Source organism: Alteromonas portus (assembly GCF_005117025.1).
GTDB lineage: Bacteria > Pseudomonadota > Gammaproteobacteria > Enterobacterales > Alteromonadaceae > Alteromonas > Alteromonas portus.
The window spans coordinates 375,570-389,695 of the sequence record NZ_SWCO01000008.1; the positions used below are offsets into that span (position 1 = coordinate 375,570).

General features: G+C 44.7%; 13 protein-coding genes and 1 other annotated feature. Of the genes, 10 read left to right on the forward strand and 3 right to left on the reverse strand.

Annotated features, from left to right (window positions below; all coding sequences use genetic code 11):
- Positions 1-126: 126 nt before the first annotated feature.
- Entirely contained in the window at positions 127-900 is a 774-nt protein-coding gene (locus E5672_RS15355) for a ParA family protein (protein WP_136782997.1), read from the forward strand.
- A 15-nt stretch (positions 901-915) separates the two neighbouring features.
- Here the strand turns inward: E5672_RS15355 and E5672_RS15360 are convergent, their stop codons facing one another.
- Positions 916-1,155 carry a hypothetical protein gene (locus tag E5672_RS15360; RefSeq protein WP_136782998.1) on the reverse strand — a complete coding sequence of 80 codons (240 nt, stop codon included), beginning with the start codon at positions 1,153-1,155 and terminating at the stop codon, positions 916-918.
- A gap of 230 nt (positions 1,156-1,385) precedes the next feature.
- Positions 1,386-1,502: a sequence feature (His leader region), on the forward strand.
- Between the two features lie 50 nt (positions 1,503-1,552).
- On the opposite strand from E5672_RS15360, the gene hisG reads away from it, so the two are divergent.
- The 8 genes from hisG to hisIE are packed head-to-tail and all read left to right on the forward strand — an operon-like array spanning position 1,553 to position 8,705.
- Positions 1,553-2,455 (forward strand): ATP phosphoribosyltransferase, encoded by a 903-nt coding sequence (gene hisG, locus E5672_RS15365; protein ID WP_136782999.1) that lies wholly within the window; start codon positions 1,553-1,555, stop codon positions 2,453-2,455.
- Between the two features lie 13 nt (positions 2,456-2,468).
- Positions 2,469-3,773 (forward strand): histidinol dehydrogenase, encoded by a 1,305-nt coding sequence (hisD, locus tag E5672_RS15370; RefSeq protein ID WP_136783000.1) that lies wholly within the window; start codon positions 2,469-2,471, stop codon positions 3,771-3,773.
- Positions 3,773-4,852, forward strand: coding sequence for a histidinol-phosphate transaminase (gene hisC / locus E5672_RS15375; RefSeq protein WP_136783001.1), 1,080 nt, complete (start codon positions 3,773-3,775; stop codon positions 4,850-4,852). The genes hisD and hisC overlap by 1 nt, the downstream gene beginning before the upstream one ends.
- Positions 4,849-5,919, forward strand: a complete 1,071-nt coding sequence (hisB, locus tag E5672_RS15380; protein WP_136783002.1) for a bifunctional histidinol-phosphatase/imidazoleglycerol-phosphate dehydratase HisB — start codon at positions 4,849-4,851, stop codon at positions 5,917-5,919. The genes hisC and hisB overlap by 4 nt, the downstream gene beginning before the upstream one ends.
- A complete protein-coding gene (gene hisH, locus E5672_RS15385) occupies positions 5,919-6,560 on the forward strand; it encodes an imidazole glycerol phosphate synthase subunit HisH (protein ID WP_136783003.1) in 642 nt (213 codons plus the stop codon). The genes hisB and hisH overlap by 1 nt, the downstream gene beginning before the upstream one ends.
- Positions 6,560-7,297: a 1-(5-phosphoribosyl)-5-[(5-phosphoribosylamino)methylideneamino]imidazole-4-carboxamide isomerase gene (hisA, locus tag E5672_RS15390; protein ID WP_136783004.1), complete on the forward strand. Its 738-nt coding sequence runs from the start codon at positions 6,560-6,562 to the stop codon at positions 7,295-7,297. Before hisH ends, hisA begins: the two co-directional genes overlap by 1 nt.
- Complete coding sequence (hisF, locus tag E5672_RS15395; protein WP_014950033.1) at positions 7,279-8,091, forward strand: imidazole glycerol phosphate synthase subunit HisF; 813 nt, start codon at positions 7,279-7,281, stop codon at positions 8,089-8,091. Before hisA ends, hisF begins: the two co-directional genes overlap by 19 nt.
- Positions 8,088-8,705: a bifunctional phosphoribosyl-AMP cyclohydrolase/phosphoribosyl-ATP diphosphatase HisIE gene (hisIE, locus tag E5672_RS15400; RefSeq protein WP_136783005.1), complete on the forward strand. Its 618-nt coding sequence runs from the start codon at positions 8,088-8,090 to the stop codon at positions 8,703-8,705. Before hisF ends, hisIE begins: the two co-directional genes overlap by 4 nt.
- A 77-nt stretch (positions 8,706-8,782) precedes the next feature.
- Here the strand turns inward: hisIE and E5672_RS15405 are convergent, their stop codons facing one another.
- Together E5672_RS15405 and E5672_RS15410 are read right to left on the reverse strand one after the other, a co-directional pair.
- Positions 8,783-9,628, reverse strand: a complete 846-nt coding sequence (locus tag E5672_RS15405) for a formate/nitrite transporter family protein (protein WP_136783006.1) — start codon at positions 9,626-9,628, stop codon at positions 8,783-8,785.
- A gap of 270 nt (positions 9,629-9,898) precedes the next feature.
- Positions 9,899-12,814, reverse strand: coding sequence for a M16 family metallopeptidase (locus E5672_RS15410; RefSeq protein WP_136783007.1), 2,916 nt, complete (start codon positions 12,812-12,814; stop codon positions 9,899-9,901).
- Between the two features lie 330 nt (positions 12,815-13,144).
- On the opposite strand from E5672_RS15410, the gene lepB reads away from it, so the two are divergent.
- Positions 13,145-13,798, forward strand: coding sequence for a signal peptidase I (gene lepB / locus E5672_RS15415; RefSeq protein WP_136783008.1), 654 nt, complete (start codon positions 13,145-13,147; stop codon positions 13,796-13,798).
- The last annotated feature ends 328 nt before the right edge of the window (positions 13,799-14,126 follow it).

The window sequence follows — 14,126 nt, forward strand, 5'->3', positions numbered from 1 at the left end:
TTATTTTCGCTGGCACTGTTTTACAGTGCGTTCGCCGAGTGTGGCAGGCATTAAACCTTAAACAATGTTTTGCATAAGCGCTTTTAATTGGGCATATTTTAAACACAATTGGCGAAGGGATTTTTTATGATTACCGTGGTTTTCAATCAAAAAGGTGGCGTGGGCAAATCGACTGTAAGTACCAACCTAGCTGCTCAAAGCGCTAAACTGGGCCATAAAACCTTACTAGTAGACTTAGACGCTCAGGGAAACAGCACTTACTACACAGGGTTTGACGCTAACGAGGAAAGCCTTACCGTGGCCGATATGTTCAAACAAGTGGTGGGAATATTTAGAACAGCGAAGAAACCTAAGGAGTTCGTTCACCCCACGCCTTTTGAAAACCTCTTCGTCATGCCGTCCTCGCCAGCCTTAGCTGACGTAGAGCGAGAGCTCGAATCTCGCTACAAAATTTTTAAACTCAGGGACGCATTAAAAGAGCTAAAGGGCGAATTCGACAACATTTATATTGATACGCCACCTAATTTTAATTTCTATTCAAAAGCGGCACTTATTGCTGCTGATGGCTTTTGTGTACCGTTTGATTGCGATGACTTTTCGGCACAAGCTATCGAGCACTTACTCAACAATGCCACAGAACTAAAAGAAGACCACAACCCTGAACTGTGTTTATTGGGTGTTGTAGTTAATCAATTTAATGGTCAAGCAAAGCTGCCGACAGAACTAGTACAATCGCTCAAACAACAAGGGTTGCCAGTGTTAGAAAGCTATATAAGTGCTACAGTGAAGGTGAAAGAGTCCCACTCTAAGCGCATGCCACTACCCTTCTATTTACCCAAGCATAAAGTCACGGGCCAAATAGAAGCACTATTTGAAGAACTAAGCGCACTTCAAACGTAATGCCAGCAGAATATCCTAGACATCAATATCAATATGCTTAAGCCCGCTGCCGTTACTGTTTCGTTCTTTATCCTTTGAGTTCTCGACTGACGCGTCAACCACCTCAGTACGCTTAACGTCTTGAAAGTTGTCTCGCTCTTCTTCGTTAAGGTGCTCAGACTTTTTCGCCTTCTGCACTTTCTTCACGCGCTCATCCGGCTCAACCGGCACTTTGGTGTTGCGAGGCAAAATTGGAAACAGTAAATCGTTGCTCATGTGCTCACCAGATGTTTACTTTTGTCACTACAATTTATCGGCAGCGTAATGCTAAAAATTACGGTTCAAAACTAATTCATAACGAATAGTTTTATTATATACACATTAATTTAGAGTTAATGTGCGAAAGAAGTTCACTTTTGCCTTGCAAATCTTAAGTCAAACCGCTAATGTTTGGGCCGTTCGAAATTAGGAATTAAATTCATCAAAATGATTAACTGCGCGGCGAAACATCACCATCACCACAAAGCATAACCTTTCAGGTTCGTGCTGGAAGGTCTATATTTCCTTCCAGTGGCGCAGATAGAAAATTCTCGACCCTCGGAAGGAAACTTCCGGGGGTTTTTCGTTTTAGGCGCAATCAAAAGTTAAGACACAACGTGTAAGGAACGTTTCAATGAGTAACAGCAAAAGACTTCGAATTGCCGTACAAAAATCAGGTCGTCTGAGCGATGACAGCATTGCCCTACTTAAGGCGATAGGCATAAAGTTAAACATTCGTGATCGTCTGCTGATTGCGCATTCAACGAACCAGCCTATTGATTTGCTGCGCGTACGTGACGACGACATTCCAGGTCTTGTCATGGATGGCGTGGTTGACCTTGGCTTTATCGGCGAAAACGAGCTTGAAGAGAAAATGCTTGAACGCAAAGCGGCAGGCAAGCCTTTCGAGTATGAAGTATTACGTCGTTTAGACTACGGTGGTTGCCGTCTGTCAATTGCAGTACCGAACGAGATGGACTACAACGGCATCCAATCGTTAGAAGGCAAAAAAGTAGCAACGACGTACCCTTACCTTCTTGAGCGCTATTTCAAAGACCAAGGCATTAACGCAAAAGCAGTCATGCTTCAAGGCTCTGTAGAAGTTGCTCCACGTGCAGGTGTAGCTGACGCTATCTGTGACCTTGTATCTACCGGTGCAACCCTTGAAGCTAACGGCCTTGTTGAAAAAGACGTTATTTTCCGCAGTAAAGCAGTACTTATTAAGCGCGCTGATGGCGAGCTTAGCGAAGAGAAAGAAACACTGGTTAATCGCCTTATGCCACGTGTTGATGGCGTGTTACTAGCAAAAGAAAGCAAGTACATCATGCTACATGCACCAAAAGCATATTTAGAGCAGGTGAAAAGCTTACTACCAGGTGCTGAAAATCCAACGGTACTACCGCTTGCTGGAAATGAAGAGCAAGTGGCTATTCACGTTGTTTCTACAGAAACCTTATTCTGGGAAACCATGGAGAAACTTAAAGCCCTTGGTTGTAGCTCTATTCTTGTAATGCCAATCGAAAAAATGATGGGCTAAAAGGCAGGCAATTATGATTACTTGGTCATCTCTTTCGGCAAATGAGAAAAAACAGGCGTTAGCTCGCCCGGCTATGGCCAATAGCCAACAGTTAAAACAAACCGTGGGCGAGATTATTGCCCGCGTTGAAGCAGAAGGTGACGCGGCAGTACTGGATTACACGCGTAAATTTGACTGCCCGGACCTTGCTAGCCTTGTACTTTCACAAGACAACATTGATGCTCTTGCCGCCAAGGTTACACCTGAGGTAGCAAACGCCATCGACACAGCGTTTAACAATATAAAAACGTTTCACGAAGCGCAGGTGCCAAGTGACATTGCATTAACCACTACACCAGGTGTTAAATGCGAGCTTCGCTTTACGGCACTTGACGCAGTAGGCCTTTATATTCCAGGTGGCAGCGCACCACTTCCTTCTACCGTGTTGATGCTGGGCGTGCCTGCATTGGTAGCAGGTTGTGAAAATAAACTGCTCTGCACACCGCCAAATAAAGAGCAGTTGATTGCACCTGAAATTGCCTATGCGGCCAGAAAGTGCGGTATCGACAAAATCTTTTTATGTGGTGGTGCTCAAGCTGTTGCTGCTATGGCGTTGGGTACAAACACCATTCCACAGGTTGATAAAATTTTCGGCCCAGGAAACAGCTTTGTGACTGAAGCTAAACAGCAAGTAAGCCAACGTGCTGATGGCGCAGCTATTGATATGCCGGCTGGTCCATCAGAAGTATTGGTACTTGCTGATGAGTTTGCAAACCCTGAGTTTGTAGCGGCCGACCTGCTTTCCCAAGCCGAGCACGGTCCAGACTCGCAGGCTATTTTGGTGTCTAACAGCGCTGCGCTTATTGAAGAAGCAAAAGCCGCGGTTGAACGTCAATTAGCAACCCTATCTCGCGCTGAAATTGCCCGCCCTGCTATGGAAAATGCGCGCTATATTTTGGCCGATACAATTGAACAAGCCATTGAAGCAAGTAACGCCTACGCAGCTGAGCACTTAATTGTACAAATAGAGAACGCCCGTGATTATTTGCCAAAAATTAAGTATGCAGGCTCTATATTCTTAGGCCCGTGGTCACCAGAGTCTGCCGGTGATTACGCGTCAGGTACTAACCACGTACTGCCAACTTATGGCTATGCTAAAAATTATTCCAGCCTTGGTCTTTTAGACTTTATGCGCCGCTACACGATTCAAGAGTTGAGTGAAGACGGCATGCGCAATTTAGGCCCTGCGATTATGGCACTGGCCGCTGCCGAGGGCTTAGATGCACACGAACAAGCTGTTGCACTTCGTATGCAGGCACTTAAGCAAGGAGACGCCTAATGTCGGCGCTTATCGATAACCTAATTAACGACAACTTAGTGCCGCTAAAACCCTACGAGTCGGCACGTCGTTTGTTTTCCGGTGGTCAAGATTGGCTGAATGCTAACGAGTCACCTTATGCTAACGAATACAGCGTTGATAGCAGTAACTTTAACCGTTACCCATCGTGTCAGCCTGAAGCGGTAGTCAGTGGTTACGCAAACTATGCTGGGCTAGATAAATCACAGCTTATTGTTACCCGCGGCGCAGATGAAGGCATCGAGTTACTTATTCGCACCTTCTGCACGCCGGGTAAAGACAGCATTCTAATATGCCCGCCCACCTACGGTATGTATGCTATCAGTGCTGAAACCTGTGATGTGGGCATTAAGAAAGTGCCGTTAAACGACGATTTCAGCTTGAATGTAAATGCCGTTTGCGCTGAAGATGACGTTAACGTGATTTTTATCTGTGCGCCAAATAATCCAACCGGTACGCCGGTCGCTCGTAAAGACATTAAAACTGTGCTTAATCACTTTGCCGATAAAGCACTCGTTGTTGTTGACGAAGCGTACATTGAGTTCGATGCTGACAATACGTGGGCGAATGAGATTAACAATTACCCGAACTTAGTAGTACTTCGTACGCTGTCTAAAGCGTTTGCACTGGCTGGGCTTCGCTGTGGTTTTACACTTGCTCAGGCACCGGTGATTCAAGCTCTGCTTAAAGTGATAGCGCCCTATCCCATTCCAGAGCCAGTAGCGCAGATTGCTGCACAAGCATTATCGGCTGAGTCGCTAACGTTACTTGAGCTTCAGGTGGCTACCATTAACCGGGAAAAAGAGGCCCTAGCCGAAGCGCTGGCATCTATTGAAGGCTTTGAATTAGTGGGTGATAGGCGAGCAAACTTTATCTTATTCCGCTACGCAAAAGCGCAAGCCCTAATGCAATACTTGGTAAGTCAAGGCATGCTCATTCGTGACCAATCAAAACAGCTTAACTTACAAAACTGTTTACGCGTAAGCATCGGCACTGAAGAGCAAAACCAGCGTTTAATGCAGCTAATTAACGAATTTAAAAATAATGAGGACGCGGCATGAGTCAGCAAGCCATTTTATTTATTGACCGCGACGGTACACTTGTAGAAGAGCCGCCAATAGATAAGCAATTAGATAGTTTAGAGAAGCTTGTATTCGAGCCAAACGTTATTCCTGTGCTACTTAAGCTTAAAGCGGCAGGCTTTAAGTTAGTAATGGTGAGTAACCAAGACGGCTTGGGTACAGACAGTTTCCCGCAAGAAGACTTCGACAAGCCACACAATGCCATGATGGCCATTTTTGAAAGCCAAGGCGTAGTGTTTGACGACGTGCTTATTTGCCCGCACTTCGATGCTGATAACTGCACATGCCGCAAACCAAAGCTTGGCTTAGTACAAGAATACCTACAGCAAGGTAAAGTGGATTTCACCCGCTCGTTTGTTATTGGTGACCGAATTACCGATGTACAGCTTGCTGAAAACATGGGTATTCGCAGCTTTCAGTACAATCGCGAGAGCTTAAACTGGAACGATATTCAGAAGAGCTTGCTTGCGTCTTCACGTATTGCAGAAGTGGTACGTACCACCTCTGAAACTGATATTCGCGTGCGTGTAGATCTTGATTCGCAGGCTAAATCAACCATTCAAACCGGCATGGGCTTTTTTGACCACATGCTTGACCAAATAGCTACACACGGTGGCTTCGAGCTAAACCTGACTACCAATGGCGATTTGCACATTGACGATCACCACAGTGTAGAAGACACCGCCCTTGCCCTTGGTGAAGCCCTTAAAAAGGCTCTGGGCGACAAACGCGGTATTGGTCGTTTTGGTTTCGCGTTGCCAATGGATGAATGTCGTGCGGAATGTATTATGGATATTTCTAACCGCCCACACCTTAAGTTTGACGCTGAATTTAGCCGCGACCAGGTAGGCGAAATGGCAACAGAAATGGTGCCGCACTTTTTCTATTCGCTTGCGCAAAGCATGGGACTATCGCTGCACCTTTCCACCAGCGAAGGTAATGCTCATCACCAGGTAGAAAGCCTGTTTAAAGTATTTGGTCGTGCCCTTCGCCAAGCCATTACTCGCCAGGGTGATGCACTACCAAGCAGTAAAGGAGCGCTGTAATGTCAGTGGTAAACACTAGCCAACGACAAAAAATAGTCATAGTGAATACCGGCTGCGCGAATATTTCGTCGGTACGCTTTGCCCTTGAACGCTTGGGCGTTGAAGTGGACGTATCTGACGATGTAAACGTGATTAAAAGCGCTGACAAAGTGTTTTTACCCGGCGTAGGTACAGCAGCAGCGGCTATGGCAAGCATTAAGCAAAAAGCGTTAGTGGAAACCCTGCAGTCGCTTACCCAACCTGTACTAGGCGTATGTTTAGGCATGCAGCTTATGGTTGAAACCAGCGCTGAAGGTGGTTTTCAAGGAACTGGCAACATCGACTGTTTGAACCTAATGCCAGGACATGTGGCTCGCATGGAATCAAAAGGCGTGCGCTTACCTCATATGGGTTGGAACACCGTTTCTCACAACAGCGGTCATAAAGAAGAAAGTTTATTTAAGGGCATCCCACAAGAGACCTACTTTTACTTTGTGCATAGCTTTGCAGTACCAGAATACGAGCACACGCTTGCAAGCTGCACTTATGGCAATTCGTTTTCAGCGGCTATAAATAAAGACAACTTTTACGGGGTGCAATTTCACCCAGAGCGTTCTGGCGAGGCCGGAGCACAATTACTGACTAACTTTGTGAACCTATAATGATTATTCCAGCGATTGATCTTATTGACGGACGCGTAGTACGCCTTTATCAAGGCGACTACGAGCAGAAAACCCAATACGAACTGGACCCAGTAGACGTGGTTCACGACTATGCCGACCAAGGTGCAACCTGGCTGCACATTGTTGACCTAACGGGTGCTAAAGACACCAGTAAACGTCAGCTTTCATTAATCAAGTCCATGGTCGATACCAAGCGCATGAAGTTTCAAGCCGGCGGCGGTATTCGAAGCGAAGAGGAAGTGGCGCAGTTACTAGAAACGGGCGTGAGCCGCGTAGTGATTGGTTCTTTGGCGGTAAAACAACCCGAGCTTGTAAAGTCTTGGGTGAAAAAATACGGCCCAGAGCACATTGTATTGGCCCTTGATATCAATATTAGCGACAGCGGTGAAAAGCTTATTGCTACCCACGGTTGGCAAGAGAATTCGGGCGTAGCCCTTGAAGGCTTACTGGAAGACTTCGCTACAGTGGGCGCAAAGCATGTACTGTGTACCGACATTAGCCGCGACGGCACGTTGCAAGGCGCGAATACCGAGCTGTATCAAGAAATGGCAGCCCGTTTCCCACATGTTAGCTGGCAAGCGTCTGGCGGCATTGGCAGTATTGCTGATATTGAAGCTTTGAAGCCTACAAACGTTGGTGGCGTTATTTTAGGCCGCGCATTGCTTGAAGGTAAATTCACGGTGAAGGAGGCTATTGCATGCTGGCAAAGCGCATAATTCCCTGTTTGGATGTACGCGACGGCAAGGTCGTCAAAGGCGTTCAGTTTAGAAATCACGAAATTATTGGTGACATCGTGCCTCTTGCTGAACAATATGCGAAAGCGGGTGCCGACGAATTAGTATTTTACGATATTACCGCAAGTTCTGATGCCCGCGTGGTAGATAAAAGCTGGGTAAGCCGTATTGCACAGGTTATTGATATCCCGTTTTGTGTAGCTGGCGGCATTAAAAGCATTGAAGACGCTGGGCGCATTTTGGAAATGGGGGCGGATAAGATTTCGATTAACTCCCCTGCCCTTAATAACCCAGATCTCATCAACCAGTTACACGACGTATACGGTCAACAGTGCGTAGTGATTGGTATCGACAGTTTCTATAACGAAGCAACCGACCAATACGAAGTGTATAAATTCACCGGCGATGAAGCGCGTACGCAAAAAAGCCAATGGCAAACCATTGACTGGATCAAAGAAGTTCAGTCGCGCGGTGCGGGTGAAATTGTACTGAACTGCATGAACCAAGACGGCGTGCGCAAAGGCTACGATGTGAAGCAGCTGAAAGCCGTGCGTGATGTGTGTGAAGTGCCGCTAATTGCATCGGGTGGCGCAGGTGAAATTGCCCACTTTACGGATGTATTTCAACAGGCTGACGTAGATGGCGCGCTTGCAGCATCAGTATTTCACAAAGGCATCATTAACATTGATGAACTAAAAGCAGAGTTAACCAGCAATGGCGTTGCCATGCGTAAGCGTCACGGTTTAACGGCGCAAGCAGAAGGAGTAAACCCGTGATCATTACTAATGAAAATAGCAATAAACTGGCTTGGGATAAAATGGACAACCTGCTGCCCGCCATTGTGCAAGATGCACTATCTGGCAAGGTATTAATGCAGGGCTACATGGACCAAGACGCATTGGCGAAAACCCTTGAAACGGGCAAAGTGACTTTTTTCAGCCGTTCGAAACAGCGTCTTTGGACCAAGGGTGAAACATCTGGTAACACGCTAGATTTAGTGAGCGTTGCTTGTGACTGCGATCAAGATTCACTGTTGGTACTTGCCAACCCTAACGGCCCGACATGCCACACTGGTGTTGAAAGCTGTTGGTTCGACGGCAACACTCCAGCCTTTACGTTTCTTGCAGATTTAGAGCGTGTGTTGGCGGCCCGTAAAAATGCAGACCCAAAAAGCAGCTATACCGCTAGCCTCTACAACAAAGGCATTAAGCGCATAGCGCAGAAGGTGGGCGAAGAAGGTGTAGAAACCGCATTGGCTGCGACTGTACACGACAAAGAAGAGCTTAAAAACGAAGCCGCTGACTTGTTGTACCACTTAACGGTACTGCTTCAGGCGAGCGATATGTCGCTAAACGATGCACTTGATGTGTTGCGTGAGCGCCACAAGTAATCCGCTGTAAAACTCGTTTATTATTCAAAATGCCCTTCTCGTTTTCTACGCGAAGGGCATTTTTGTATAACGCTTCTCTATTTCTCTATTTCCCTTACCACTTGCCCATAAGCCAGCAGTGCGAACAGCCCTGTTCCGCCCACAATATTTCCTAGTAATGTTGCGCCAATTAGTGAGATTGTTTCAAGAACGGTTATTTTATTTTGCAGTGTTAACAAGAAAAGTTCGGTTGAACCGGCTATCACGTGGGTGAAATTTCCTATAGCAATTAAGTAGGTAAAGATAACAATCATCAATATTTGAGAATGCTTAACCGAAGGCTTCATCCACACAATAGCGGCAATGATAAAACCAGACGTAATGCCGAATGAGAAGACGTCAGACGGTGATAATTTAGCGTAATGCTCGGATATGGCAGTCATCCCATCAACAAGCTCTGGTGGTACAGCTTGCAGAGTGAAGCTGAAAAAAGCTGCCAAAAAGGTGCCGAACATATTTGCGGCGAAAACAATAAACCACAGTCGCGCAATGCAAAGGCCCATATTGAACGAAGGCTTGCTTAACAAGGGAAGAATGACCGAAAGCGTGTTTTCGGTGAACAATTGAAGTCGACCAACAATCACCAGCACGAAACCAACTGTATAGCCTAGGTTTTCGATAACAAACTGATTGGGAGAGTTTATGAAGAGGTGATGCAGAATTCCTTCGGCCAGAATAGACAGCGAAATACCAATACCAGCAGCAACCCCAGACCACCACAATGACATCATTGGACGCTGTAGTTCTTCCAGACCTTCCCTATGAACAATGGCATACAGAGAAACAGAGTTTAAACTCTGATTATCTCGTACATCTTTTTCTTCTGTATGGCTCAGGGCTACATCTTGCTCGCGTCGCCCGGATTTCTTCACTTTTTCCGTCACTCATGCCTCCTGCAACTCTTTGCTTAACTAGGACGTTTGACTCAATTACATAGTATTTGGTCTACGACACAACTGTTAAACAGGCACCAACAGACCACCCTATTCGGTTACGTTGATTTAGCACATTATCGGTCACAATAATCTTGCCCATTTCAGATATAGCATTCGTTTTAATAAAAAAACCCGCGTGAACGATGTTCTCGCGGGCCTTTGTTTTATTAACTGCCGTTTTAAATTTTTTAAAACGTCAAATACTGTTATGAGGCTGAACTAAGGGTTCAACAATGTAGGTTTCCCTAATCCAAGCGCTTCTAAACGCTCGAACTGGGTATCTTTGTCCCCTACTATCAAATAAATCATCTTGTTAGGATGTACATAATTACCGTAAAGGCGCTTTATCTCATCAAGGGTTAACGCTTTTACTTCAGCTTCTCGTTGTATAACGTAATCGCTGGGCAGGCCAAAGTCACTGATTTCGCTAACCATATTCAATTTAGCACCTAGCGTTTCAAAGGCCCTTGCGCCAGATTTAAGTGTAAACCCTTTCGTAACGTCTAAATCTTCATCTGAATAGTTCGTGCCAAACGCTGCTAGTATATCCATAATAGCTTGCGTTGCTTCCAAGGTAACGTTCGACCTTACAGCGCTTCGAATGCTGAACTCACCCGTGTATTGATCGCTAGAAAACGAGGAGCGAATGCCATAGGTGTAGCCTTTGTTTTCTCGCAGTTCCTGCATGAGTTGTGAAGCGAAACCGCCTCCGCCTAATCGATAATTCATCACACTAACTTTATAGGCATCTTCGTGCGTAACTTTGGGGGCCGAGTGGCCGAAGTAAAGCACTGACTGTTTAGCCCCAGGAACGTCATAGAAAAATAGCTGGGCGTTTTCTGGTAGCTTGGGCTCTGATACCTTAACAACGCTTACGTCTTTCGGTAACCATCGCATATTAAGTGACGATAGGCTTTTTTCAACGTCGTGCTGTTTGATGTCTCCCACAACGTGTAACTTTGCCAATGACGGTGTGAAGTATTTCTCGTAATACCCCTTTAGGTCATCAAGCGTTATATCATTCACACTTTTCTTATCGCCAAGCACAGTTTTAGCAAATGGATGCGCGTCTGAATAAAGCAGTGTTTTAAACTCAACCGATGCAATGGCATTGGGGTTAGCTTTTATTTGTTCAATCTGGTTAATTGTGTCGTCTTTAGCTAATTCAAATTCCTGTTCATCAAAACGAGGGGAAAGAATTACTTCAGTCACGAGCTTTATTAAGTCACTGTAGTGTTTAGACAAAACCGTTCCGCTAATAGTAATGTCTGTTTCAGAAGCATTAGCCTCCAGAGATGCACCTAAAAGCTCAATTTCCTGCTCTAGCTGTTCAGGTGTTTTTCCTGCCGTACCTTTAAGCAAGGTTGCGGCAAGCAAATTGGCAGTTCCCGTCTTACCTGCTGCGTCCAAAAGCATACCGCCTTCTAGCTTTAGCTCAAACGCAACCAAAGGTACTTCGTCATTAGCAATACCCGCTATTTCAATACCTGACGACAGTGTATTTTGCCAAACTTCTGGTGGTGTAATTTCTATCGATTCACCATAAGCAGGCTCTCGCGTACGATCGAAAGATGACGGAGTGCGTTCGAATTCCGCCGCAATAGACGCATCAAAGCTCTCTTCTGCCCCCGCCACTATTTGCTCTTCAACTACGTTAGCTTCAGTAGAGCCGCTCAACACCAACTCTTTCTGTCCCTTGGGTACAAAGCTGGTAGCCACAAACGGTTTATCCTTGATATAAGTGTTATAAACACGCATTACGTCTTGTTGTGAAACGCCCAGAATTTTCTGAACATCTTGGCTGATAAATTCAGCCCCGCCCGCAAAAATTTCGTATTGCGCCAATTGAAACCCTTTACCTAAGACGCTTGAAAGTCCTTTATAAAACTCAGTCTCTTGACCTGCTTTTATACGCGCTAAATCCTTTTGAGAAATTCCATTTTTTTCAAAGCGGGCGAACGCTTCATTAACGCCTGCGGCAACAGTGTTTAAGTTCACCCCATTAAACGCCATAACCTGCAGCTGTAGCTGCCCAGCAATCTCTGCGTCATAACCGTAAAGATAAACGTCACTGGTAAGCTTCTTCTCGTCAACAAGCACCTTGTTCAGCGGAGCATTTTTGCCTTGGCTTAAGTACTGAGAAAGTACTTGAAGAGGATAATAGTCATTGTGATATTCGGGTACGGTTGGCCACACCATCGATAAAAGTGGTGCTTGTGCAAAATTATCTATATGGAATCGCTTTATAGTCTCATTGAGCTTCGCAGATTGAGGCGGTAATTTATTGATTTGCTCTCCCGCTGGAATTTCATCAAAATACTTTTTTACCCACGCTTTGGTTTGATTGACGTCAATATCACCCGCGATGGTAAGCACCACGTTATTAGGTACATACCATTTTTTGAAAAATTCTTTCACGTCGGCAAGCGTTGCGTTTTGCAGATCTTCTAGCGACCCAATCACTTGCCAACTATACGGGTGCCCTTCAGGATAAAGGTTTTTATCAATCACATATTGATTGTGACCATAAGGACGATTATCCACACTCTGGCGCTTTTCGTTCTTCACCACCTGCTTTTCTTTAGCGAGCACAGGATCTGTCACGGTATTAATGAAGAAACCCAACTTATCGGCTTCAGCCCAGATCATTTTTTCTAAGGCATCAATAGGCACCGTTTGGTAGTAATTGGTACTATCACGACTTGTCGAGCCATTTGCACCAGAGCCACCAATTTTGGCGCTGAGCTTATCAAGACCGCCTTTTCCTAAATTCTCTGATTCGAGAAAAAGTAAGTGTTCGAATAAGTGTGCAAAACCTGTTCGCCCTTCCTTTTCTCTGGCTGAGCCTACGTGGGCAGTTAAGGCGACAGCAGCAACAGGGTCAGATCTGTCAACGTGCAGCACAACAGTAAGCCCGTTATCCAGAGTAAAGCGCTCGAAGTCTACGTTGAACAATGACGTATTCGAGGAAGCGGTAGCTGTACCCGCATTAGAGTTTGCTTCACTAGTTATATTGGTAGCTGTTTGTGCATTTTGAGGGTTATTGGTGTTATGCGTACACCCTATCGATACTGAACTTAGCGCTATTACAGCGATTGCAGTGTACATTCTTGTTCGTTTGAATGTTTTAAGCATTGTTTTATTCTTTGCCAATCAAAAACATAACAAGTACCACAAGTGCACCACCAGTGCCATGATATTCCTTTTTCGGACATTTTTTGTATGCCCAAAGTGACGACTTTGATCTTTTACAGATAAAAATATAAACATATGATTAGTATATATTTTTTTAATTTCAGCTCAACATTCTACACCTTATAACTAAAGCAACCGCAATTAACTACCGACATAGTTCGTTACATTTTCCACAAGCCTAATTTGAACAAGTTGGGTAATTTACAATCTACAAATATTATAAACCTCTTGTCTTGATATAACTTTGACCGAACGAGCAACTAACGAAAAGTGAGAACCAAAGCCGTGTTAAACCTAAAACAAAGCGTTAAGAACAACCTGCCTTTCATTTTATTTGTGGTTTTACTTTTCTCGTTTCGAAGCAGCGTTGCTGATTGGTATTATGTTCCAACGGGCTCTATGGAGCCCACAATTCAAGTAGGTGACCGCGTAGTGGTTGATAAATCAGCCTACACGCTAGAACTACCGTTCACAGATGTTGTTGTTGCTAAGACCGGTAACATTAATCGTGGTGACATTGTCATTATTGACAGTAGTGCGGCTAATACCAGACTTATTAAACGTGTGGTTGCCGTTGAAGGCGACGAGGTCAAATTAGAAAACAACGTTCTTTTTATCAATGGTGAAAAAGCAACGATAAGCGCAAAAGATCACAATCTTTATTCCGAGGCAATTTTAGGACAAACGCGAACCATTGCACTTAACCCAATACCTAGCCCAGCCAAAAACTTCAATTTGGTCACCGTGCCCAGAGATCACGTACTGGCCATGGGAGACAATAGGAATAATAGCGTCGACTCTCGTTATTATGGATTTATCCCAGTTGAAGAGATTCAAGGTAAAGCCAATTCTGTTGCGTTTTCGTTAGATACGGAAAATATGTATTTGCCGCGTAAAGATAGATTTTTCACTTCTCTTTATTAATTTCTAAAGGTAAATACCCTTTACATTAGCACTATAAGTGCCTTTACCTATGATTGATTTTCAAACACTTAATTGCTGACAAGATTAGCTAAGGTAACCATAAAAACTTACTCGTTGAAAAAGTAGGCCCCATTTTTTATATCTAACCTACGACCTTTTTCAGTGCTTCTTTCTCATATAAGGACGCACATAATTTATTTCATTTTCTCATTATCTTTGTCAAAAAAGCACTGCGCCAAGGCTTTTAAGCTTATCGCACATTCGCTATCCCTCATTTTAAGTTGGTATTAGTAATACACGATTTACACACTTTGTAACTAAGTGTCAC

Bases quoted from the DNA above. Each gene is read 5' to 3' on its own strand.
- E5672_RS15355 (WP_136782997.1), top strand. From the start codon at position 127: ATGATTACCGTGGTTTTCAATCAAAAAGGTGGCGTGGGCAAATCGACT.
- E5672_RS15360 (WP_136782998.1), bottom strand. From the start codon at position 1,155: ATGAGCAACGATTTACTGTTTCCAATTTTGCCTCGCAACACCAAAGTG.
- hisG (WP_136782999.1), top strand. From the start codon at position 1,553: ATGAGTAACAGCAAAAGACTTCGAATTGCCGTACAAAAATCAGGTCGT.
- hisD (WP_136783000.1), top strand. From the start codon at position 2,469: ATGATTACTTGGTCATCTCTTTCGGCAAATGAGAAAAAACAGGCGTTA.
- hisC (WP_136783001.1), top strand. From the start codon at position 3,773: ATGTCGGCGCTTATCGATAACCTAATTAACGACAACTTAGTGCCGCTA.
- hisB (WP_136783002.1), top strand. From the start codon at position 4,849: ATGAGTCAGCAAGCCATTTTATTTATTGACCGCGACGGTACACTTGTA.
- hisH (WP_136783003.1), top strand. From the start codon at position 5,919: ATGTCAGTGGTAAACACTAGCCAACGACAAAAAATAGTCATAGTGAAT.
- hisA (WP_136783004.1), top strand. From the start codon at position 6,560: ATGATTATTCCAGCGATTGATCTTATTGACGGACGCGTAGTACGCCTT.
- hisF (WP_014950033.1), top strand. From the start codon at position 7,279: ATGCTGGCAAAGCGCATAATTCCCTGTTTGGATGTACGCGACGGCAAG.
- E5672_RS15410 (WP_136783007.1), bottom strand. From the start codon at position 12,814: ATGCTTAAAACATTCAAACGAACAAGAATGTACACTGCAATCGCTGTA.